Raw genomic sequence first — 17,187 nt, forward strand, 5'->3', positions numbered from 1 at the left:
CTAGAGGTGTCGATGGGCTTCTGGTCGGGCACAGGTAGCAACCAGCATCGCGCCGTCACTCGCCGGCCCGGGCCAAGAATCCGACAAAGCGATCAGGTATTGGCTGCGTAATTGAAGTATCTCGCGGGTTTCTTTCGGGTATTAACCTGCGTAACTGAGGTATATGGGTCTGGTTTCTCTTGGGAATATAGGGGGATTATGGCTGCGTAACCGGGGTATATGGGTCTGGTTTCTCCTGGGAATATAGGGGGCTATGGCTGCGTAATTGACTTGGGGATGTAAGTTGTTTTCTCCTAGGGATGTGGGGGTTATGGCTGCGTAATTGACTTCGAGAAAAAGGGGTTTAGGTGAGCGTCATGGGTGGGGGTGGGGGGTCGTCGACAGCGCGTGGTCCACGGGGGGTGGGGGGTATTGACGCGTTTTGAATCTCCCCGGAAAAGCGCGAGATACTGTCTGGCGGCGGCCTAGAAAATACCCGCCGATGCTCGAAAACACGGGTTTACCAAAATACCTGTCAAGATATTGACAAAAAATAATATCGGGATATTATTTTGCCATCCTGATAATTCAGGATGAACCTAGTCAATACTTAGCCTAAAGAGGATATAGCCATGACCACAACCATTACCATCGCTGCAAACCTTGCCACTATCTCGCACGCGCTTGATTGCGCAACTGACAACCATATCTTGTTGGAATTGGCGGATTTGGTGGACTGCGCACGGCAAGGCGATGATGCCATGCTGCTGCTTTGCGCGCGGAACCTTGTGGACTTCATTGAAGCGGAAATGAGTGACCCGGGCTTTATCGCCTCATTTGACGGTCTCGCCATTGACCTGCTAACCCCGGATGAAGTCTTGCCAGCCAGGGAGGAACTAGAGCGCCGAAAAGCCCTCGACTGGGCCGAGTGGAAACAAGAGCGCCGGGCAGTGGTGTAGTCGCAGAGAGGTGGGCACGGGGGACTGCAATCCCTCGTGCCCTATTGACCCCCCCGAAACGAGGAAGAAACGAGGAAATCATGAATAAGGTATCACGCCGCGACATTTACCAGACCGTCACGGATCGCATCGTTGCTCAACTGGAAGCCGGAACCCCGCCCTGGATGAAACCGTGGCAAGCAGGTGGCCCCGCTGCACTGCCGTTGCGTTCGACAGGGCAGCCCTACTCGGGCGTGAATGTCCTGACCTTGTGGGCGGATGCTTGTGACAAGGGTTACCGCTCACCGTACTGGTTCGGCTTTCAGACAGCCCTCAAGCTGGGTGCTCACGTGCGCAAGGGCGAGCACGGGTCGCCGATTGTCTACGCCAACAGGGTCATCAAGACCGAGACCCGCGACGACGGCGAAGAGGAAACCCGTGCCGTGCCGTTCCTGAAGCAGAGCACCGTGTTCAATGCCGAGCAGGTCGAGGGATTACCCGAGCACTTCTATGCCCCCGGGGAGCCCGTAGCGCGACGAAACCGGGAGGAGCGGGATCGTCGGCTGGACGCGTTCGTGTCGCGCCTGGAGGCTGATATACGCCACGGCGGCGGGCGGGCGTTTTACCGGATAGATGCCGACTACATCCAGGTGCCCGCGTTCGGGCAGTTCAACAGCGGGGAGCGCTATTACGCCACCCTGGCGCATGAGTTGACCCATTGGACGCGCCATCCGTCACGGCTGGATCGGGACATGGGGCGCAAGCGGTGGGGTGATGCCGGCTATGCCATGGAAGAGCTGGTAGCCGAACTCGGGGCGGCGTTCCTGTGTGCTGACCTGGGGATTACCCCCGAGGTTCGGGAGGACCATGCCGCTTACATTGCCGAATGGCTCCGGGTGCTCAAGGACGACAAGCGGGCCGTGTTCACTGCCGCCAGCAAAGCGAGTGAGGCCGTGGAATTCATGCGGCGCTTGAGCCTACCTGAACGGGGGGAGAGGGTAGCGGCATGAACGGGCTGATCTATCGAATCGAACTCGATTTCGATGCACCGGACCCCCGGCAGGCGTTCGACTGCTACAGCGATGAGGACGGGCGGGCCTATCTGGAGGGGGAGGTTTACGGCTGGATCGTCGAACGCGTCTGGATCAAGGCTGGCCAGCTGGAAACCGAGTGTGTCGATTCGTGCTGGGGCTACTACGGCGAAGCGGGGCGGGAGTACGCGATCGAGTGTGCCCGGGAGGCGATCCGGTACCACGGGAGGGTAGCGGCATGAACACGCAAGACTTGAAGCGGGCGCTACGGAATGGCCCCTATGTGTGGCCCGGCGGGTACCCCCTGTACTTTCTCGCGGCGGATGGCGGCGCGTTGTCCTTCGGCGCGGTTCGATCCGAGCTGAAACAGGTGTTCCGCGCCATGCGCGACAAGGGCTCCGATCCGTGCTGGGCGATTGTCGCCACGTGCGTCAATTGGGAGGACCGGGGCCTTTGTTGCGGGCACACGGGGGAGCTGATCCCGGCGGCTTACGGCGATGAAGAAGTCGCGGTATGAACATCGAATTCGACAGCCCAAGTGACCTGATCCGCTACGGGATCGCCGAGGGCAGGCAGCCGGCATCATTGAGGACCGCCGTGCGGCAGGTGAAGAAAGCGGCTGGCCTGACCGGTCTGGCGGCGGTGACCCGTGAACTTGATGGCGGCGGTATCGCCGTGATCCGACGACCCGGCGGGTTCATGGTCGTGTTCGTTCGCTGGCGCGATGACTACCCACCCGGCACAACGGTATGGCCAGGGCTTGAATGAATGACAAGGGCTCCTCCGGGAGCCCTTTTTTGTGGGCGTCGCGGGGGCAGGCGAAATCTGCCGAAGGGGGCAATGAGGGGGCAACGGCAGACATGAAAAAGGGCCAGCTCTCGCTAACCCTTTGAATTTATGGAGCCGATGACAAGATTCGAACTTGCGACCCGCACATTACGAATGTGCTGCTCTACCGGCTGAGCTACATCGGCCAAGTCGCGCATTATAGGGATCACCACCTCCCGGCATCAAGGCATTGGTCGCTGGTGCGCGGCGGCCAGCCCGATCAATGCCGGGTTGACGCGCCATTGAGGCTGTGGGTGACGTCGAATTCGAGCAGGTGCATGAAACGGAAAACCCGCTCTTCGGGGGTGACGGCCTCGACCAGCACCTGCTTCTCCGCGTTGGCCAGAGGCAACTGGCTGGCCATCAGGTTGACGAGCTGCGGAACCGGCACCTGCTCCAGGGCCGACCAGTCGGTCTGGAGCCCCTTGCGGTCGAAGTAGGTCTTGAGCAGCGACATCAGCCGTGACCGGTCATAGCCCTGCTGTTCCCCGGCGGCTTCGAGATCGCTGCGGAAACGCTGCCAGTCGACTTCGGCCTGGCGGTAAGACGTCGTGACGGCGATTTCCTGGCGCAGGTCGAAGCGCGAGACGCCCAGCAGCACGGTCAGCAGACGTCCATCCGGCAATTCGTTGAAGGAGACGATCCGCCCGGCGGTGCCGATGCGATACAGCGGAGCCTCCTCGGGCCGGTCCGGCTCCGGCTGAATCATGCCGATGAGGCGGTGCGTCTTGAGGCTGTCCAGGGTCATCTCGATGTAACGCGGCTCGAAGATATTGAGCGGGAGGTGGCAGCCGGGCATCACGATGGCCTCCGACAACGGGAACAAGGGCAGGACGTCGGGCAAACTCTCGAAGCCCGGGGTGAAGCGGTTGTTGGACATTCTGCCTCCCGGTGAGGAACTCGCGGTTGAATGACCTTCGATATGGGGCAACCAGGCAGAAATCCAAGCGGATCGCCACCATCGGAGTGCTGCCGGGTCGGGCTCTTGCGGCCGTCGCCAGCCAGACCGGTACGGCAGCGCCGGGGATGGATTACCATGCCGCCATCTCGAGGCTTCCCTGGTGCCGAATGCCGTGCCGAAAACCCTGCTGCGCCTGTTCCCTACCCCGTGCGAGACCGTCGAGCTTGCCGGGCTGTATCTGCGCCTGCGCCTGCACGAGCGCGGCAGCCCGGAGCAGCCCTTTGTCTATGCGAACTTTCTGACCAGCCTCGATGGACGCATCGCCCTGGAGGATGACAGCGGCCTGCCTTACCTGCCCAAGTCGCTGACGACTCCGGATGATTTCCGGCTGTTCCTGGAACTGCAATGCCAGGCCGATTGCCTGATCACCCATGGCGGCTACCTGCGATCGTTGGCCGAGGGGCGGCTCGGCAACATCCTGCAGATCGGCGCGCATGCCGCCGGCGCCGACCTGCCCGCCTGGCGCCTGGCGCAAGGCCTGCCGCCGCAGCCGGCCATCGTGATCGCCAGCGCCAGCCTCGATTTCCCCATGCCTGCCTCGATCCGCGAGCATCGCCAGCCCTGTTACATCGCCACCGGCGCAGATGCCGATCCGGCACGGGTGGCCTACTGGCGGGATCAGGGATACGAGGTCATCTTCGCCGGCCAGGGCCGCATGGTGGCCGGCGCGGCGCTGACCCAGCGGCTGGGCGAGCGGGGCTACCACAGCCTGTATCTGATCGCCGGCCCGCACATGCTCGACACGATGGTGCGCGAGGAGCGGCTGGCACTGCTGTTCCAGACCATGACCCACCAGCTCATGGGGGGCGAGGCATTCCGCTCCCTGGTGCCCGGGCCGGAAATGGGCCCCTTCGGGCATTTGCACCTGCGCTCGCTGTACTACGATCCGGCGGCGCCGAACGGGGCCGGACAATGGTTTGCCCAGTTCGCCTGCGCCGCCTATGCGGCACCACTCCCGGGAGACACCACGCATGGATGAGAAGACAACGCCGGCGGCGCTGGTCACGGGCGGCGCCCGGCGCATCGGCGCGGAAATCGTCCGCGGCCTGCATGCGGCCGGCTGGCGCGTGGTCCTGCACTATCACCGCTCGGCGACGGAGGCCGAGAGCCTCGCCGCCGCGCTGAACGCGCTGAGAACCGATTCGGTCCTGGCCCTGCAGGCGGACCTGGACGACCCGGCCGCCCTGGCCGCACTGGTCGAGACAGCCGCCCGCCGCTGGGGGCGGCTCGATGGCCTGGTCAACAACGCATCGTCCTTCTACCCGACCCCGCTCGGCAACATCACCGAAACGGACTGGACCCATCTGCTGGGCAGCAATCTGAAGGCTCCCCTGTTCCTGGCACAGGCCGCGGCTCCCCACCTGCGGCGCCGGGGCGGCGCCATTGTCAACCTGATCGACGTCTACGCCGAACGGCCGCTCAAGGGTTATCCGGTCTACTCGGTCGCCAAGGCCGGCCTGGCTGCTCTCACCCGGTCGCTGGCCGTGGAATTCGCGCCCGAGGTGCGCGTCAACGGCGTTTCGCCCGGCGCCATTCTCTGGCCGGAACAACAGGATGACGGACCGCAGCCGGCAGACATTCTCGCCAAGGTGCCGCTGGCGCGCCCGGGCACACCCGGCGACATCGCCCGGACCGTGCGCTTCCTGCTGGAGGAGGCGCCCTATGTGACCGGGCAGATCCTGGCGGTCGACGGCGGCCGCAGCGTCTTCATCTGAGCTCCGGCACCGGCAGCCGCTTCTGCGCCAGCCCGGTTTTGTCGAAGGCGGCCCAGAGTGCCGCATAGGTCTGGCCCAGCACGGGATGGCGGCGCTGGGGCGCCAGCTCGGACAGGGGCTCCAGCACGAAGGCGTAGCGGGTGATCTCGTCCCGCGGCAAGCGCAGGCCATCCGCCTCGACGATCCGGTCCCCGTACAGGATGAGGTCGACATCGAGCGTGCGGGAGCTGAACTTCTGGCTGTTGCGGGTGCGGCCATGCCGCTCCTCGATCTCGCGCAAGCGGCGCGCGATGACGGCCGGTTCCTCCTCCGAGACGAACGCGGCGGCGAGATTGTGGAAGGGTGGTCCCTCGAAGCCCACCGCGGCGGTCTCGTAGAGGCTGGAAAGCGCCAGGGGACCGAAGGTCTGGCGCAGATCCTCCAGCGCCGCCGGGATGTGAATCTCGGGATCGATGTTGCTGCCGAGGCTCAGGAACACGTCAGGCATGGCCGGAACGGGACCCCCGCTCGATCAGGATGCCGACATCGCTGGCACCACGGATGGCGCCCTTCTTGTTCAGCGTCAGCCGCACCCAGGGCACGGCGAATTCGTCGAGGACGATGGCGGCGATGCGCTCGGCGAGTGTCTCGACCAGAAAGAAACTGCTGGTCTCGACAAAACCGATGATGCGCTTCGACACCGCCTTGTAGTCGAGGGTATGGGCGATATCGTCGGTGGCGGCTGCCGGGCGGATATCGGTGCCCATTTCCAGGTCGATGATGACGGTCTGGCGGATGGTTCGCTCCCAATCATAGATACCGATGACGGTTTCCACCTCGAGTCCGCGCAGGAAGATGATGTCCATTCAAGAGTCCGGTAAGGCTGTGGTTCGGCGCGACTTGGTAACATAGCCCTCTCTCCATGACAACCCAAACATACCCCGCCATGGCCATCTGGTTCCTCGTTCCGTTCGCCTATCTCCTCGGCTCGCTTTCCACCGCGGTCATCGTCAGCAAGCTGGCCGGGCTGCCCGACCCGCGCGAACAGGGTTCGAAGAATCCCGGCGCGACCAACGTCCTGCGGCTGGGCGGCAAGAAGGCAGCCATCATCACCCTGCTGGGGGATGCACTGAAGGGCCTGGTACCGGTAGTCATCGCGGATGCCCTGTCCGCATCGCCGGACATCCTGGCCGCGGTGGGTCTGGCCGCCTTCCTCGGCCATTTGTACCCGGTGTTCTTTCGCTTCAAGGGTGGCAAGGGCGTGGCCACGGCGCTGGGGGTCCTGTCGGGTTTCTCCGTCTGGGTCGGTCTCGCCGTGCTGGCCACCTGGCTGCTGATGGCTTTCCTGTTCCGCATCTCCTCGCTGGCGGCCCTGACCGCGGCCACCCTGGCGCCGCTGTATGTCTGGCTGCTGCGGGAATCGCCCGTCCTGAGCGGTGCGGCGCTGGCCATGGCCCTGCTGCTGATCTCCCGCCATCGCGGCAACATCGAGCGCCTGTTGCGCGGCGAGGAGAGCCGGATCGGCCAGAAATCCTGAGGCCGGCCGGTATACCGGTTTCCTCGCCGCTTCGGCGATAATCGCCACTTCACCCCACACCGCGGACTCTTCATGCACGAACTCGTCAACTGGCTGGTCAACACCATCGGCGCCATGGGCTATCCGGGCATTTTCCTGCTCATGGCGATGGAAAGCTCGGTCTTCCCGATTCCCAGCGAAGTCGTCATGCCCCCGGCCGGCTACCTGGTGCACGAGGGCAAGATGAACATGTGGCTGGTGATCCTCAGCGGTACGCTCGGCAGCCTGGCGGGGGCCTATGCCAATTACTTCGTCGCCCGCTGGCTGGGCCGGCCGCTGGTGATCCGGTATGGCCGCTACGTCTGGATTACCGAGGAACACTTCGACAAGGTGGAAGGTTTCTTCCTCCGCCACGGCGAGATTTCCACCTTCATCAGCCGGCTGCTGCCGGTGATCCGGCACCTCATCTCCATACCGGCCGGCATCGCCCGCATGAACCACTGGCGTTTCAGCCTCTACACCACGGTTGGCGCAGGCCTCTGGGTCAGCATCCTGTCCTGGATCGGCTATTTCATCGGCCAGAACGAGGCGCTGATCGCCGAGTATTCGCATGAAGCCGTGATCGCCGTGATCGTCTTCAGCCTCGTCCTGGGTGGGCTCTACGCGGTCCTGCACCAGCGCAAGCTGCGCCGCCAGGCCGATCCGGCCTGAAACGTCATCGCCAACCGCCCAACTCCCGAACCTCCGGCCCGCCCCACCCTTTCCGCCATCACCACGGCGGAGGGGCGCGACCTTCCCGCTGCCGATCATGAGCCACACCTACGACGCCGCCTCGATTGAAGTGCTCTCCGGGCTGGACCCGGTACGCAAGCGCCCCGGCATGTACACCGATACCAGCCGGCCCAACCACCTGGCCCAGGAAGTCATCGACAACAGCGTCGACGAGGCGCTGGCCGGTTTCGCCCGGAACATCGAGGTCCGCCTGATGACCGACGGCGGGGTCGAGGTGCGTGACGATGGCCGCGGCATGCCGGTCGACCTGCACCCCGAGGAGGGTGTATCCGGCGTCGAGGTGATCCTCACCAAGCTGCACGCCGGCGGCAAGTTTTCCAACAAGAGCTACGGCTTCTCCGGTGGCCTGCATGGTGTCGGTGTGTCCGTGGTCAATGCGCTGTCCGACCGGCTGGACGTGGAGGTCCGCCGCGATGGCCGAATCTGGGACATCGGTTTCGCGCGCGGCGAGAAGATCCGCGACCTGACCGCGACCGGCACGACGAGCAAGCGCGACACCGGCACCAGCGTGCGTTTCTGGCCCGAGGCCCGGTACTTCGACTCGCCACGCATCGCCACGCCGAGGCTCAAGGCGCTGCTGCGCGCCAAGGCCGTACTCTGCCCCGGCCTGCGCATCACCCTGACCGACGAGACGGTCCACGAGACCGAGAGCTGGTATTTCGAGAACGGCCTGCCGCAGTACCTGCTGGATCGCGTCGGCAGCCAGCACTGCCTGCCGGAGGAACCCTTCGTCGCCAGTCTCAGCGGGCAGCAGGAAGCGGTCGACTGGGCCGTGCTGTGGACCCCCGAGGGCGGCGGCGAGCCGGTCACCGAGAGCTATGTCAACCTGGTGCCGACGGCGCAGGGCGGCACCCACGTCAATGGCCTGCGCACCGGCCTGACCGAGGCGGTGCGGGAGTTCTGCGAATTCCGCAACCTGCTGCCGCGTGGCCTCAAGATCGCGCCCGAGGATGTCTGGGAACGCTGTCATTACGTCCTCTCCCTGAAGATGCTGGACCCGCAGTTCTCCGGGCAGACCAAGGAGCGTCTGAGCTCGCGCGAATGCGCCGCCTTCGTCGCCGGCGTGGCCAAGGACGCCTTCAGCCTGTGGCTGAACCAGCACCCCACGATCGGCGAGCGGATCGCCGAACTGGTCATCGAGAGCGCCCAGAAGCGCCTGAAGGCCAGCCGCCAGGTCACGCGCAAGAAGGTCACCAGCGGCCCGGCGCTGCCCGGCAAGCTGTCCGACTGCGCCTCGCAGGACCTCGGCCTGACCGAGCTGTTCCTGGTCGAGGGCGACTCCGCCGGCGGTTCCGCCAAACAGGCGCGCGACAAGGACTTTCAGGCCATCATGCCCCTGCGCGGCAAGATCCTGAACACGTGGGAGGTGGAATCCGGCGGCGTGCTGGCCTCGCAGGAAGTCCACGACATCAGCGTCGCCATCGGCGTCGATCCCGGGTCCGCCGAACTCGCGGGGCTCCGCTACGGCAAGATCTGCATCCTCGCCGACGCCGATTCCGATGGCAATCACATCGCCACCCTGCTGTGCGCCTTGTTCGTGCGGCATTTCCGGCCGCTGGTCGAGGCCGGCCATGTCTTTGTCGCCATGCCGCCGCTCTATCGCATCGATGTCGGCAAGCAGGTGTTCTATGCCCTGGACGAGGCCGAGAAGAAGGGCGTGCTGGACCGCATCGAGGCGGAAAAGCTCAAGGGAAAAGTCAATGTGCAGCGCTTCAAGGGTCTGGGTGAAATGAACCCCTCCCAGCTCCGCGAAACCACCATGAATCCGGACACGCGCCGCCTGGTACAGCTCACGCTGGCGGATACCGCCGGCACCGACGAGAAGCTGGACCTGCTGCTGGCCAAGAAGCGTGCCGCCGACCGCAAGGCCTGGCTGGAGGAGAAGGGCAACCTGGCCGAGGTCTGAGCCGGCCGTGCCCATCGCGGCCAGCCGCCATCCCCGCCCCGGGCCGCGGTGCAGGCAACTGTCACATCGTCGTCACCGAGGCTGCAATCCGGATTTATCCTTGCCATCGAAGCCCATTACCCTATAATGCTTCGCTTGTTTTTTTGAAGGGCAGTCCCTGGGCTGCCTTTTTTGTTTTCGGGGAGGATGTTTCGATGTCCAGTCAAGTGATGCCGACCTACGCACGGCTGCCCGTCGTCTTCGAACGCGGCGAGGGCCCCTGGCTGTGGAGCACGGACGGTACCCGCTACTTCGACGCCATCTCCGGCATCGCGGTCTGCAACCTGGGCCATGCCCACCCTGCCGTCGCCGCCGCCATCTGTGACCAGGCCGGCAAGCTGGTGCACACGTCCAACCTCTATGGCATCGCCCTGCAGGAGCAACTGGCGGCCGAGCTGTGCCGGCTGGGCGGCATGGACAATGCGTTCTTCTGCAATTCCGGCGCCGAGGCCAATGAGGCGGCGCTGAAACTGGCCCGCCGGCATGGCCACGGCAGGGGCATCGCCCATCCGAAGGTCGTCGTCATGGAAAACAGCTTCCATGGCCGCACCCTCTTCACCCTCAGCGCCACCGGCAACACCAAGGTCCAGGAGAGCTTCGAGCCCTTGGTGGACAGCTTCATCCGCGTCCCCTACGGCAATGCCGAGGCCGTCGCCGCCATCGACGATGCCAGCGTGGTGGCCGTGCTGGTCGAGCCCATCCAGGGCGAGGGCGGCGTGCGCGTGCCGCCGGCGGAATTCCTGCCGGCGCTGCGCCAGCTGTGTGACCAGCGCGGCTGGCTGCTGATGCTCGACGAGGTACAGACCGGCATGGCCCGTACCGGCGCCTGGTTCGGCTTCCAGCACGCCGGCATCCAGCCAGATGTCATGACCCTGGCCAAGGCGCTCGGCAACGGCGTGCCCATCGGCGCCTGCCTCGCGCGCGGCGCGGCGGCCGACGTGCTGACGGCGGGCCGGCACGGCTCCACCTTCGGCGGCAATCCGCTGGCTTGTCGCGCGGCGCTGAGCGTCATCGAGACACTCCAGCGACAGAACCTGATCGCCCGCGCCGCCTTCCTCGGCCAGCGGCTGCTGAACGGTTTCCGCTCGGCCCTGGCCGATCATCCGCAGGTGCTCGACATCCGTGGCCGCGGCCTGCTGATCGGCATCGAGCTGGACCGTCCCTGCGCCGAGCTGACCCAGCGCGCCCTGGCCGCAGGCTATCTCATCAATGTCACCGCGGAACGCACCATTCGCCTGTTGCCGCCATTGATCCTGACCGACGAGGAAGTGCAACACCTGATCGAGGGCGTGGCGCGGCTCGTCAACGACTTTACGGCCGCCTGAAGCCGGGAGAATGCTTTCATGTCTGTTCGCCACCTGGTGAACCTGTCAGATCTGAGCCCCGCCGAGCTGCGTGGACTGATCCGGCGGGCCATCGAACTCAAACAGTCGCGGACTGTCCACGAGCCGCTGAAGAACCGGGTTCTCGGCATGCTGTTCGAGAAGTCCTCCACCCGCACCCGCATTTCCTTCGAGGCGGGCATGATCCAGCTGGGCGGCGCGGCGATCTTCCTCTCGCCCCGCGACACCCAGCTCGGGCGCGGCGAGCCCATCGAGGATTCCGCCCGCGTGATTTCGCGCATGGTCGATTGCATCATGCTGCGCACCCATGCGCACCGGACGGTGGAAATCTTCGCCGAATATTCACGCGTCCCCGTCATCAACGGCCTGACCGACCGCAGCCACCCCTGCCAGCTGCTGGCCGACCTGCAAACCTATGTCGAGCACCGCGGGGAGATCAGTGGCCGGCGCGTCGCCTGGATCGGCGACGGCAACAACATGTGCCACTCCTGGCTCGAAGCCGCGGGATTGCTGGACTTCGAACTGAACGTCGCCTGCCCCGCGGGCTACGATCCGGAACCCGAATTTCTCGAACTCGCCGGCGGGCGGGCACGTGTTCTCCGGCATCCCGCCGAGGCGGTGCAGGATGCCGACCTGGTCGTCACCGACGTGTGGGCCAGCATGGGCCAGGAAGAGGAGCAGGCGAAGCGCGTGCAGGCCTTCCGCGACTATCAGGTTGACGCCGAGCTGATGCGGCAGGCACGGTCCGACGCCCTGTTCATGCACTGCCTGCCGGCCCACCGGGGCGAGGAAGTCAGCGCTGAGGTGCTGGAAGGTCCGCAGAGCGTGGTTTGGGAGGAGGCGGAAAACCGCCTGCACGCGCAGAAGGCGCTGCTGGAATTCCTCCTGGTCGAGAGCAGCCCGGTCAGGCAGCTCGCCTCTCGCTGAAGCAGCCGTCCACCCGGGGGCGAGGTATCCCTCTGGCCCTGTCCGTCCGCCGGCGTAGGTAGCCTCAGGGCAGCAGGTGCCGGACCATGTCGCGCTCCCGCAGGATTTCCCCCTCGCTGGCGCGAATCCGCTCGCGACTGAAATCGTCGATCGCCAGTCCCTGAACGATGCGCCAGCGTCCCTCCCGAATTTCGACGGGGTAGGAAAACATCAGCCCCGGCTCGATGCCGTAACTGCCGTCGCTGCACACCGCCATGCTGGTCCAGCGCCCCGCCGGCAGGCCGAAGACCCAGTCGCGCATGTGTTCCAGCGCGGCATTGGCCCCCGACGCGGCACTGGACTTGCCGCGCACGCGGATCACCTCCGCGCCGCGATGCTGGATGGTGCCGATGAAGGTCTGCTCGTACCACGCGTGCCCGACCAGTTCCAGCGCGGGCTGTCCGCCGATGGTGGCATGCCGGATGTCCGGGTACTGGGTGGTGGAATGGTTGCCCCAGATGATCACGCCTTCGACCTCGCGGATACGCCGCCCGGTGCGGGCGGCCAGCTGACTGACGGCGCGGTTGTGGTCCAGCCGGGTCATGGCGGCGAAGTTTTCCGGCGGCAGATCGGGCGCGTTGGCGCGGGTGATCAGCGCATTGGTGTTGACCGGATTGCCGACCACGAGCACCTTGACGGTGCGGCGGGCCGCCGCATTGAGCGCCCGACCCTGCACGGAAAAAATGCCGGCGTTCACCTCCATCAGGTCGCGCCGCTCCATGCCCGGGCCGCGCGGCTGGGCGCCCACCAGGAAAACCAGATCGGCCCCCTCGAAGGCGCGCTCGGGATCGCTGTGACAGGAAACGTCCTGCAGCAGCGGCGCGGCGCAATCGGCCAGTTCCATGGCAACCCCCTCGAGGTTGCCGACAGCCTGCGGCACCTCCAGCAGGCTCAGGCTGACGGGCTGATCCGGACCCAGCAGATCGCCGGCGATGATCCTGAACAGGAGGGCATAACTGATCTGGCCTGCCGCACCGGAAACGGCAATCTTCACCGGTGTTTTCATGGGCTATCCTGCGCCTGACGTCAGGCCTGGGTCGATGATGCCAATCGCGGGCGAAACGGGGAACGCTGACCTCAGGCCAGAGGATAACCCTTGGCCTGCACGGCCTGCTGGATGGCTTCCAGGGTGGTCGTGGCGTCATCGTACTCGACCTCGACCAGCCCGTCCCGGGCGGACGCCTTGCTCGACTGGACGCCGGGAACGGCATCGGCCGCGGACTGCACCGCCTTCTCGCAACCCCCGCATTTCATGCCGCCAACCTTGAAGCTTGCCTTGGCCATGTCATATTCCTCGGTATTGGATGAATGCGCCCCAGACAAGCTCAGGACTCGCTGCGGCTGTTGAACGGGAACGGTTTTTCGTTGGTGCTGTAGCTGAGATACAGCCAGATGCGGTAGATGTATTCGGCCACGACCTCCCCGGCCCGACGAGCGCCGGCATTGGGCTGCGCGCCGACCAGGTGCAGCAGGACCTGGACCAGCAACACGCCCCAGAGCACGAACCGCACGATGCCGAGGATGATGACATAGACAAGGATGTAGAACAGCCGGACAAAGAAATTTCCCGGATCGGTCACACTCGGTTCGATACTGGACATACGGCACATCACCAACGCAAAAATGAACGGGAAGCCTCGCACCCGGCAACCGTTACAATGGCGGCCAGCCACGGAGACAACTGGCGCGGAAGCATACCCCAATCATGAATCGTCTGCTAAATCGCGACGGCGAAATCCACTACCGGGAGGACTTTCTCGAGGCCGGCGAAGCCGAGCGCCGCTTCCGGGACCTGCTGGCCGGGCTGGACTGGCATGACGAATGTCTCCGCCTCGCGGGGCGTCGGGTCCAGGTGCCCCGGCGCGTCTGCTGGTACGGCGATGCCGGTGCGGTCTACCGTTATGCCGGTGTCGTCCACGAACCGCAGGCCTGGACCGACACGCTGGCGGATCTCAGGGCCCGGGTGGAAACCGCGCTTGGGCGCCCCTTCAACAGCGTGCTGGGCAACCTGTACCGGAACGGCCAGGACGCGATGGGCTGGCATGCCGACGCCGAGGCCGAGCTGGGCGCCTGCCCGGTCATCGCCTCGCTGAGCCTGGGCGCCGAGCGGCGCTTCGAAATCCGCCACCGGCACACGCGGGAGCGGCTGAGGATGGAACTGGCGCCAGGGAGCCTCCTGGTCATGTCCGGCCCCTTCCAGGAGCACTGGCAACATCGCGTGCCCCGGCAACCCGCCCTCGCCGCGCCCCGCATCAACCTGACCTTCCGCCTCATTATTCAGACCGCACGCTAGCGCACATGGCCGACATCATCCCGTTCCGCCGTCCCAAGGCGTCGGAGCGGCATCAGGGCAAGACCCTGTGCCGTTCCGGCTTCCACAAGTGGGAGATCGACAAGGCCCGCGTCTTCGATGTCAGGCAGGGCCGGCTGGTGACCGTGCTGCGCTGTCCCCGCTGCGGCGCGGTCAGGCACGAACTGCGCTGAGGTGGCCGCCCCGGGAATCGGACGTCCGGCAGCAGGACAGGAAGTCATGCAGATGCTGGCGGCAGAAGTCGTCGAGCACCCAAGGCCGGCGGTCGATCACGGCAGACTCATCGAACGGGATCACATATGCCTCCGCCAAGTGGCGCCGACCCTCGACAGTGGTCACCCAGAGGCTTGCGCGGCGGTAGAAATCGTCCTCGAAATGATCCAGGCATGTCGCAGCCCCGTCGTCGAGCCCGCAATACAGCAGGCCCTGCGTGGCGGCGCCCGGCTCGGCGATCAGGCCGGGATAGGTCAGGCCGTGCAGGGCATAGCGGGCATATCCCGCCAGCGTGGCGGTCTCACCGATGCGGTCCAGCCCCGTCACCGCGCAGAAGACCTCGGGCAGTTGCAGGGTTCCGTAGGCAAACAGATTGAACATGATCGTGCCTCTCCCCGATTGCCGGGCCCCACCCGGCATGGGTCACCTTCATGGCATTGACAGGCAGCCAGCCCCGGGGTTTAAGCTGATGGCCTTTTCGTGCTGGCATCAAGTATAGGCATGTCCGAACACCATATCCTGATGGGCCGGGGCAAATCGCCCTGTTATCTGGAGGGCCGCTACGCCAATCGCCATGGCCTGATCGCCGGCGCCACCGGTACCGGCAAGACGGTCTCCCTGCAGGTGCTGGCCGAAGGCTTCTCCCGTCTCGGCATTCCCGTCTTCCTGGCCGACATCAAGGGCGATCTCGCCGGGCTGGCCTGCCCGGGCGCGGACAATCCGAAACTGGCCGAGCGCGCCGCTACCCTCGGGGTCAGCGACTACGGCCCGCAGGCCTTTCCGGTGGTGTTCTGGGATGTGCTGGGCGAGCAGGGCCACCCGGTGCGCGCGACGCTGTCCGACATGGGGCCGCTGCTGCTCTCGCGCCTGCTGGAGCTGAGCGACATCCAGCAGAGCGTGCTGACCCTGCTGTTCAAGTACGCCGACGATCATGGGCTGTTGCTGCTGGATCTCAAGGATCTGCAGGCGCTGATCAGCCACGCCGCCGACCATGCCGCGGAGCTGGCCCAGGATTACGGAACCATCAGCCGCCAGACCCTCGGCATCCTGCAGCGCGAACTGCTGACCCTGGAACAGGAAGGCGCCGAACATTTCTTCGGCGAACCCTCGCTGCGCCTGGAGGATCTGATGCAGACCACCCTGGACGGGCGCGGGCACATCAACATCCTGGCAGCCGACCGCCTGTTCCTCAAGCCGAGGCTGTACGCAACCTTCCTGCTCTGGCTGCTCTCCGAGCTGTACGAAAACCTGCCGGAGCGTGGCGACGCCCCCCTGCCCAGGCTGGCATTCTTCTTCGACGAGGCGCACCTGCTGTTCGACGATGCGCCCAAGGCGCTGATCGACAAGGTCGAGCAGGTCGTGCGGCTGATCCGCTCCAAAGGCGTGGGCGTTTATTTCATCACCCAGAATCCCCTGGACATACCGGAAAAGATTCTGGGTCAGCTGGGAAACCGCATCCAGCATGCCCTGCGGGCTTTCACGCCCAAGGACCAGAAGGCCGTCCGGGCCGCCGCCGAGACTTTCCGGAGCAACCCGGATCTGGATGTGGCCGGCGCCATTACCGAGCTGGCCGTGGGCGAGGCGCTGGTATCGACCCTGACGGAAGGCGGCGTACCCAGCCCGGTCGAGAGGGCCAGGATTTGCCCGCCGCGCTCGCGCATGGGCGCCATCACGGCCGAGGAACGCGAGACCATCCTGCAGCGCTCGCCCTATCGGGAGCGCTACGCCGAGACGGTGGACCGGGAATCGGCCTATGAGCGCCTGAGCACGCGGGCAGAGCGGGCTTCCGGACCGGCATCCGTGATTGGCGAGGAGCTGCAAGGCTTCCTGGAAAAGGCGGCCAGGAGCGCCGTATCCGCCGCCAGCTCGGAACTGGGCCGCAAACTCGGCCGGCAGCTGCTGCGCGGCATCCTGGGCTCGCTGGGCAACCGCTGACCGGGCGATCAGCCGCCAGACGTTCCGGCCATGGCGGCGAGCGCCCGGGCCAGGGCACGCAAGGCCTGTCCCCGATGGCTGAGCCGGTTCTTCACCGCCGGCGCCAGTTCGGCGCTGGTGCAACCCTGCTCCGGCAGGTAGAACAAGGGATCGTAACCAAACCCATCCTGACCCCGGGGTGCTGCCAGGATGCGTCCCGGCCAGCTGCCCTCGGCGATGATCGGGCTGGGGTCGGCCGCGTGGCGCAGATAGACCATGACACAGCGGAAACGGGCGCTGCGTCCGGCATCCGCCACCCCGGCCAGCGCCGCCAGCAGCTTGGCATTGTTGTCGGCATCGGTCGCGCCGATGCCGGCATAGCGGGCGGAAAATATTCCCGGCGCCCCCGCCAGGGCGTCGACTTCCAGTCCCGAGTCGTCGGCGATCGCCGGCAGGCCGGACAGGCGGGCTGCATGACGGGCCTTGAGGATGGCGTTCTCGACAAAGCTGAGACCGGTTTCCTCCGCATCGCCGATGTCGCATTCGGCCTGCGTTATCACCGAAAAATCATGCTCTGCTAATATCGCCCGGACCTCGCGGATTTTCCCGGGGTTGCCGCTGGCGAGGAGAATTTTTTTCATCGTTGGCACCTAGATGAAGAATGCCCGGCATGTCCCTCCGCCAGGCCACCTGGACAAATGGCGGGGCGTGGACGCGGGCCTTTCATGAACAACAACATATCGAGGAGATACCGCC

At 65.4% G+C, this 17,187-nt stretch carries 23 protein-coding genes and 1 tRNA gene; 15 read left to right on the plus strand and 9 right to left on the minus strand.

What is annotated here, in order from left to right; all coding sequences use genetic code 11:
- Positions 1 to 611: 611 nt before the first annotated feature.
- From ACYQ1H_RS13805 to ACYQ1H_RS13825, 5 genes are all read left to right on the plus strand, one after another.
- Positions 612 to 938, plus strand: a complete 327-nt coding sequence (locus ACYQ1H_RS13805; RefSeq protein WP_460028627.1) for a hypothetical protein — start codon at positions 612 to 614, stop codon at positions 936 to 938.
- An 80-nt stretch (positions 939 to 1,018) separates the two neighbouring features.
- Positions 1,019 to 1,927 carry an ArdC family protein gene (locus ACYQ1H_RS13810; RefSeq protein WP_460028628.1) on the plus strand — a complete coding sequence of 303 codons (909 nt, stop codon included), beginning with the start codon at positions 1,019 to 1,021 and terminating at the stop codon, positions 1,925 to 1,927.
- Positions 1,924 to 2,190 (plus strand): hypothetical protein, encoded by a 267-nt coding sequence (locus ACYQ1H_RS13815; protein WP_460028629.1) that lies wholly within the window; start codon positions 1,924 to 1,926, stop codon positions 2,188 to 2,190. The genes ACYQ1H_RS13810 and ACYQ1H_RS13815 overlap by 4 nt, the downstream gene beginning before the upstream one ends.
- Complete coding sequence (locus tag ACYQ1H_RS13820; protein WP_460028630.1) at positions 2,187 to 2,465, plus strand: hypothetical protein; 279 nt, start codon at positions 2,187 to 2,189, stop codon at positions 2,463 to 2,465. Before ACYQ1H_RS13815 ends, ACYQ1H_RS13820 begins: the two co-directional genes overlap by 4 nt.
- Complete coding sequence (locus ACYQ1H_RS13825; protein WP_460028631.1) at positions 2,462 to 2,716, plus strand: hypothetical protein; 255 nt, start codon at positions 2,462 to 2,464, stop codon at positions 2,714 to 2,716. Before ACYQ1H_RS13820 ends, ACYQ1H_RS13825 begins: the two co-directional genes overlap by 4 nt.
- 130 nt (positions 2,717 to 2,846) lie before the next feature.
- Here the strand turns inward: ACYQ1H_RS13825 and ACYQ1H_RS13830 are convergent.
- Together ACYQ1H_RS13830 and ACYQ1H_RS13835 are read right to left on the minus strand one after the other, a co-directional pair.
- Positions 2,847 to 2,922: transfer RNA gene (locus ACYQ1H_RS13830), tRNA-Thr, on the minus strand.
- A gap of 74 nt (positions 2,923 to 2,996) precedes the next feature.
- The gene (locus tag ACYQ1H_RS13835) at positions 2,997 to 3,656 is read right to left on the minus strand and encodes an LON peptidase substrate-binding domain-containing protein (RefSeq protein WP_460028632.1); all 660 of its coding nucleotides are present in this window, start codon (positions 3,654 to 3,656) and stop codon (positions 2,997 to 2,999) included.
- 181 nt (positions 3,657 to 3,837) lie between these two features.
- Here ACYQ1H_RS13835 and ACYQ1H_RS13840 point away from each other — a divergent pair, with 181 nt between their 5' ends.
- Positions 3,838 to 4,716, plus strand: a complete 879-nt coding sequence (locus ACYQ1H_RS13840) for a RibD family protein (RefSeq protein WP_460028633.1) — start codon at positions 3,838 to 3,840, stop codon at positions 4,714 to 4,716.
- Positions 4,709 to 5,452 (plus strand): pteridine reductase, encoded by a 744-nt coding sequence (locus ACYQ1H_RS13845; protein WP_460028634.1) that lies wholly within the window; start codon positions 4,709 to 4,711, stop codon positions 5,450 to 5,452. The genes ACYQ1H_RS13840 and ACYQ1H_RS13845 overlap by 8 nt, the downstream gene beginning before the upstream one ends.
- On the opposite strand, the gene folK is transcribed toward ACYQ1H_RS13845, so the two are convergent.
- Both folK and folB read right to left on the minus strand, forming a co-directional pair.
- Entirely contained in the window at positions 5,445 to 5,939 is a 495-nt protein-coding gene (folK, locus tag ACYQ1H_RS13850; RefSeq protein WP_460028635.1) for a 2-amino-4-hydroxy-6-hydroxymethyldihydropteridine diphosphokinase, read from the minus strand. The two genes, ACYQ1H_RS13845 and folK, sit on opposite strands and share 8 nt — an antisense overlap.
- Positions 5,932 to 6,297 carry a dihydroneopterin aldolase gene (gene folB, locus ACYQ1H_RS13855; protein WP_460028636.1) on the minus strand — a complete coding sequence of 122 codons (366 nt, stop codon included), beginning with the start codon at positions 6,295 to 6,297 and terminating at the stop codon, positions 5,932 to 5,934. Before folB ends, folK begins: the two co-directional genes overlap by 8 nt.
- Positions 6,298 to 6,377: 80 nt before the next feature.
- Between folB and plsY the strand changes: the two genes are divergently transcribed.
- The 5 genes from plsY to argF all read left to right on the plus strand — a co-directional run bounded on the left by plsY (position 6,378) and on the right by argF (position 11,954).
- Positions 6,378 to 6,968 (plus strand): glycerol-3-phosphate 1-O-acyltransferase PlsY, encoded by a 591-nt coding sequence (plsY, locus tag ACYQ1H_RS13860; RefSeq protein WP_460028649.1) that lies wholly within the window; start codon positions 6,378 to 6,380, stop codon positions 6,966 to 6,968.
- 72 nt (positions 6,969 to 7,040) lie between these two features.
- Positions 7,041 to 7,658, plus strand: coding sequence for a DedA family protein (locus ACYQ1H_RS13865; protein WP_460028637.1), 618 nt, complete (start codon positions 7,041 to 7,043; stop codon positions 7,656 to 7,658).
- A 97-nt stretch (positions 7,659 to 7,755) separates the two neighbouring features.
- Positions 7,756 to 9,645 (plus strand): DNA topoisomerase IV subunit B, encoded by a 1,890-nt coding sequence (parE, locus tag ACYQ1H_RS13870; RefSeq protein WP_460028638.1) that lies wholly within the window; start codon positions 7,756 to 7,758, stop codon positions 9,643 to 9,645.
- A 194-nt stretch (positions 9,646 to 9,839) separates the two neighbouring features.
- Positions 9,840 to 11,009 carry an aspartate aminotransferase family protein gene (locus ACYQ1H_RS13875; RefSeq protein WP_460028639.1) on the plus strand — a complete coding sequence of 390 codons (1,170 nt, stop codon included), beginning with the start codon at positions 9,840 to 9,842 and terminating at the stop codon, positions 11,007 to 11,009.
- A gap of 18 nt (positions 11,010 to 11,027) precedes the next feature.
- The gene (gene argF, locus ACYQ1H_RS13880; RefSeq protein WP_460028640.1) at positions 11,028 to 11,954 is read left to right on the plus strand and encodes an ornithine carbamoyltransferase; all 927 of its coding nucleotides are present in this window, start codon (positions 11,028 to 11,030) and stop codon (positions 11,952 to 11,954) included.
- Between the two features lie 64 nt (positions 11,955 to 12,018).
- On the opposite strand, the gene ACYQ1H_RS13885 is transcribed toward argF, so the two are convergent.
- The 3 genes from ACYQ1H_RS13885 to ACYQ1H_RS13895 all read right to left on the minus strand — a co-directional run bounded on the left by ACYQ1H_RS13885 (position 12,019) and on the right by ACYQ1H_RS13895 (position 13,594).
- Complete coding sequence (locus ACYQ1H_RS13885; protein WP_460028641.1) at positions 12,019 to 12,999, minus strand: malate dehydrogenase; 981 nt, start codon at positions 12,997 to 12,999, stop codon at positions 12,019 to 12,021.
- Between the two features lie 71 nt (positions 13,000 to 13,070).
- Positions 13,071 to 13,277 carry a heavy-metal-associated domain-containing protein gene (locus ACYQ1H_RS13890; RefSeq protein ID WP_460028642.1) on the minus strand — a complete coding sequence of 69 codons (207 nt, stop codon included), beginning with the start codon at positions 13,275 to 13,277 and terminating at the stop codon, positions 13,071 to 13,073.
- Between the two features lie 41 nt (positions 13,278 to 13,318).
- Positions 13,319 to 13,594, minus strand: coding sequence for a DUF4389 domain-containing protein (locus ACYQ1H_RS13895; RefSeq protein WP_460028643.1), 276 nt, complete (start codon positions 13,592 to 13,594; stop codon positions 13,319 to 13,321).
- A 104-nt stretch (positions 13,595 to 13,698) separates the two neighbouring features.
- On the opposite strand from ACYQ1H_RS13895, the gene ACYQ1H_RS13900 reads away from it, so the two are divergent.
- Together ACYQ1H_RS13900 and ACYQ1H_RS13905 are read left to right on the plus strand one after the other, a co-directional pair.
- Positions 13,699 to 14,286 (plus strand): alpha-ketoglutarate-dependent dioxygenase AlkB family protein, encoded by a 588-nt coding sequence (locus ACYQ1H_RS13900; RefSeq protein ID WP_460028644.1) that lies wholly within the window; start codon positions 13,699 to 13,701, stop codon positions 14,284 to 14,286.
- A 5-nt stretch (positions 14,287 to 14,291) separates the two neighbouring features.
- A complete protein-coding gene (locus tag ACYQ1H_RS13905) occupies positions 14,292 to 14,477 on the plus strand; it encodes a hypothetical protein (RefSeq protein WP_460028645.1) in 186 nt (61 codons plus the stop codon).
- On the opposite strand, the gene ACYQ1H_RS13910 is transcribed toward ACYQ1H_RS13905, so the two are convergent.
- Entirely contained in the window at positions 14,458 to 14,898 is a 441-nt protein-coding gene (locus ACYQ1H_RS13910; protein ID WP_460028646.1) for a gamma-glutamylcyclotransferase family protein, read from the minus strand. The two genes, ACYQ1H_RS13905 and ACYQ1H_RS13910, sit on opposite strands and share 20 nt — an antisense overlap.
- A 120-nt stretch (positions 14,899 to 15,018) precedes the next feature.
- On the opposite strand from ACYQ1H_RS13910, the gene ACYQ1H_RS13915 reads away from it, so the two are divergent.
- Positions 15,019 to 16,452: a helicase HerA-like domain-containing protein gene (locus tag ACYQ1H_RS13915; protein ID WP_460028647.1), complete on the plus strand. Its 1,434-nt coding sequence runs from the start codon at positions 15,019 to 15,021 to the stop codon at positions 16,450 to 16,452.
- A gap of 8 nt (positions 16,453 to 16,460) precedes the next feature.
- Here the strand turns inward: ACYQ1H_RS13915 and rdgB are convergent, their stop codons facing one another.
- Positions 16,461 to 17,072, minus strand: a complete 612-nt coding sequence (gene rdgB, locus ACYQ1H_RS13920) for an RdgB/HAM1 family non-canonical purine NTP pyrophosphatase (RefSeq protein ID WP_460028648.1) — start codon at positions 17,070 to 17,072, stop codon at positions 16,461 to 16,463.
- Between the last annotated feature and the right edge of the window lie 115 nt (positions 17,073 to 17,187).

The organism is Methyloparacoccus murrellii (assembly GCF_054657115.1).

Bases quoted from the DNA above. Each gene is read 5' to 3' on its own strand.
- ACYQ1H_RS13805 (WP_460028627.1), top strand. From the start codon at position 612: ATGACCACAACCATTACCATCGCTGCAAACCTTGCCACTATCTCGCAC.
- ACYQ1H_RS13810 (WP_460028628.1), top strand. From the start codon at position 1,019: ATGAATAAGGTATCACGCCGCGACATTTACCAGACCGTCACGGATCGC.
- ACYQ1H_RS13815 (WP_460028629.1), top strand. From the start codon at position 1,924: ATGAACGGGCTGATCTATCGAATCGAACTCGATTTCGATGCACCGGAC.
- ACYQ1H_RS13820 (WP_460028630.1), top strand. From the start codon at position 2,187: ATGAACACGCAAGACTTGAAGCGGGCGCTACGGAATGGCCCCTATGTG.
- ACYQ1H_RS13825 (WP_460028631.1), top strand. From the start codon at position 2,462: ATGAACATCGAATTCGACAGCCCAAGTGACCTGATCCGCTACGGGATC.
- ACYQ1H_RS13835 (WP_460028632.1), bottom strand. From the start codon at position 3,656: ATGTCCAACAACCGCTTCACCCCGGGCTTCGAGAGTTTGCCCGACGTC.
- ACYQ1H_RS13845 (WP_460028634.1), top strand. From the start codon at position 4,709: ATGGATGAGAAGACAACGCCGGCGGCGCTGGTCACGGGCGGCGCCCGG.
- folK (WP_460028635.1), bottom strand. From the start codon at position 5,939: ATGCCTGACGTGTTCCTGAGCCTCGGCAGCAACATCGATCCCGAGATT.
- folB (WP_460028636.1), bottom strand. From the start codon at position 6,297: ATGGACATCATCTTCCTGCGCGGACTCGAGGTGGAAACCGTCATCGGT.
- plsY (WP_460028649.1), top strand. From the start codon at position 6,378: ATGGCCATCTGGTTCCTCGTTCCGTTCGCCTATCTCCTCGGCTCGCTT.
- ACYQ1H_RS13865 (WP_460028637.1), top strand. From the start codon at position 7,041: ATGCACGAACTCGTCAACTGGCTGGTCAACACCATCGGCGCCATGGGC.
- parE (WP_460028638.1), top strand. From the start codon at position 7,756: ATGAGCCACACCTACGACGCCGCCTCGATTGAAGTGCTCTCCGGGCTG.
- ACYQ1H_RS13875 (WP_460028639.1), top strand. From the start codon at position 9,840: ATGTCCAGTCAAGTGATGCCGACCTACGCACGGCTGCCCGTCGTCTTC.
- argF (WP_460028640.1), top strand. From the start codon at position 11,028: ATGTCTGTTCGCCACCTGGTGAACCTGTCAGATCTGAGCCCCGCCGAG.
- ACYQ1H_RS13885 (WP_460028641.1), bottom strand. From the start codon at position 12,999: ATGAAAACACCGGTGAAGATTGCCGTTTCCGGTGCGGCAGGCCAGATC.
- ACYQ1H_RS13890 (WP_460028642.1), bottom strand. From the start codon at position 13,277: ATGGCCAAGGCAAGCTTCAAGGTTGGCGGCATGAAATGCGGGGGTTGC.
- ACYQ1H_RS13895 (WP_460028643.1), bottom strand. From the start codon at position 13,594: ATGTCCAGTATCGAACCGAGTGTGACCGATCCGGGAAATTTCTTTGTC.
- ACYQ1H_RS13900 (WP_460028644.1), top strand. From the start codon at position 13,699: ATGAATCGTCTGCTAAATCGCGACGGCGAAATCCACTACCGGGAGGAC.
- ACYQ1H_RS13905 (WP_460028645.1), top strand. From the start codon at position 14,292: ATGGCCGACATCATCCCGTTCCGCCGTCCCAAGGCGTCGGAGCGGCAT.
- ACYQ1H_RS13910 (WP_460028646.1), bottom strand. From the start codon at position 14,898: ATGTTCAATCTGTTTGCCTACGGAACCCTGCAACTGCCCGAGGTCTTC.
- ACYQ1H_RS13915 (WP_460028647.1), top strand. From the start codon at position 15,019: ATGTCCGAACACCATATCCTGATGGGCCGGGGCAAATCGCCCTGTTAT.
- rdgB (WP_460028648.1), bottom strand. From the start codon at position 17,072: ATGAAAAAAATTCTCCTCGCCAGCGGCAACCCCGGGAAAATCCGCGAG.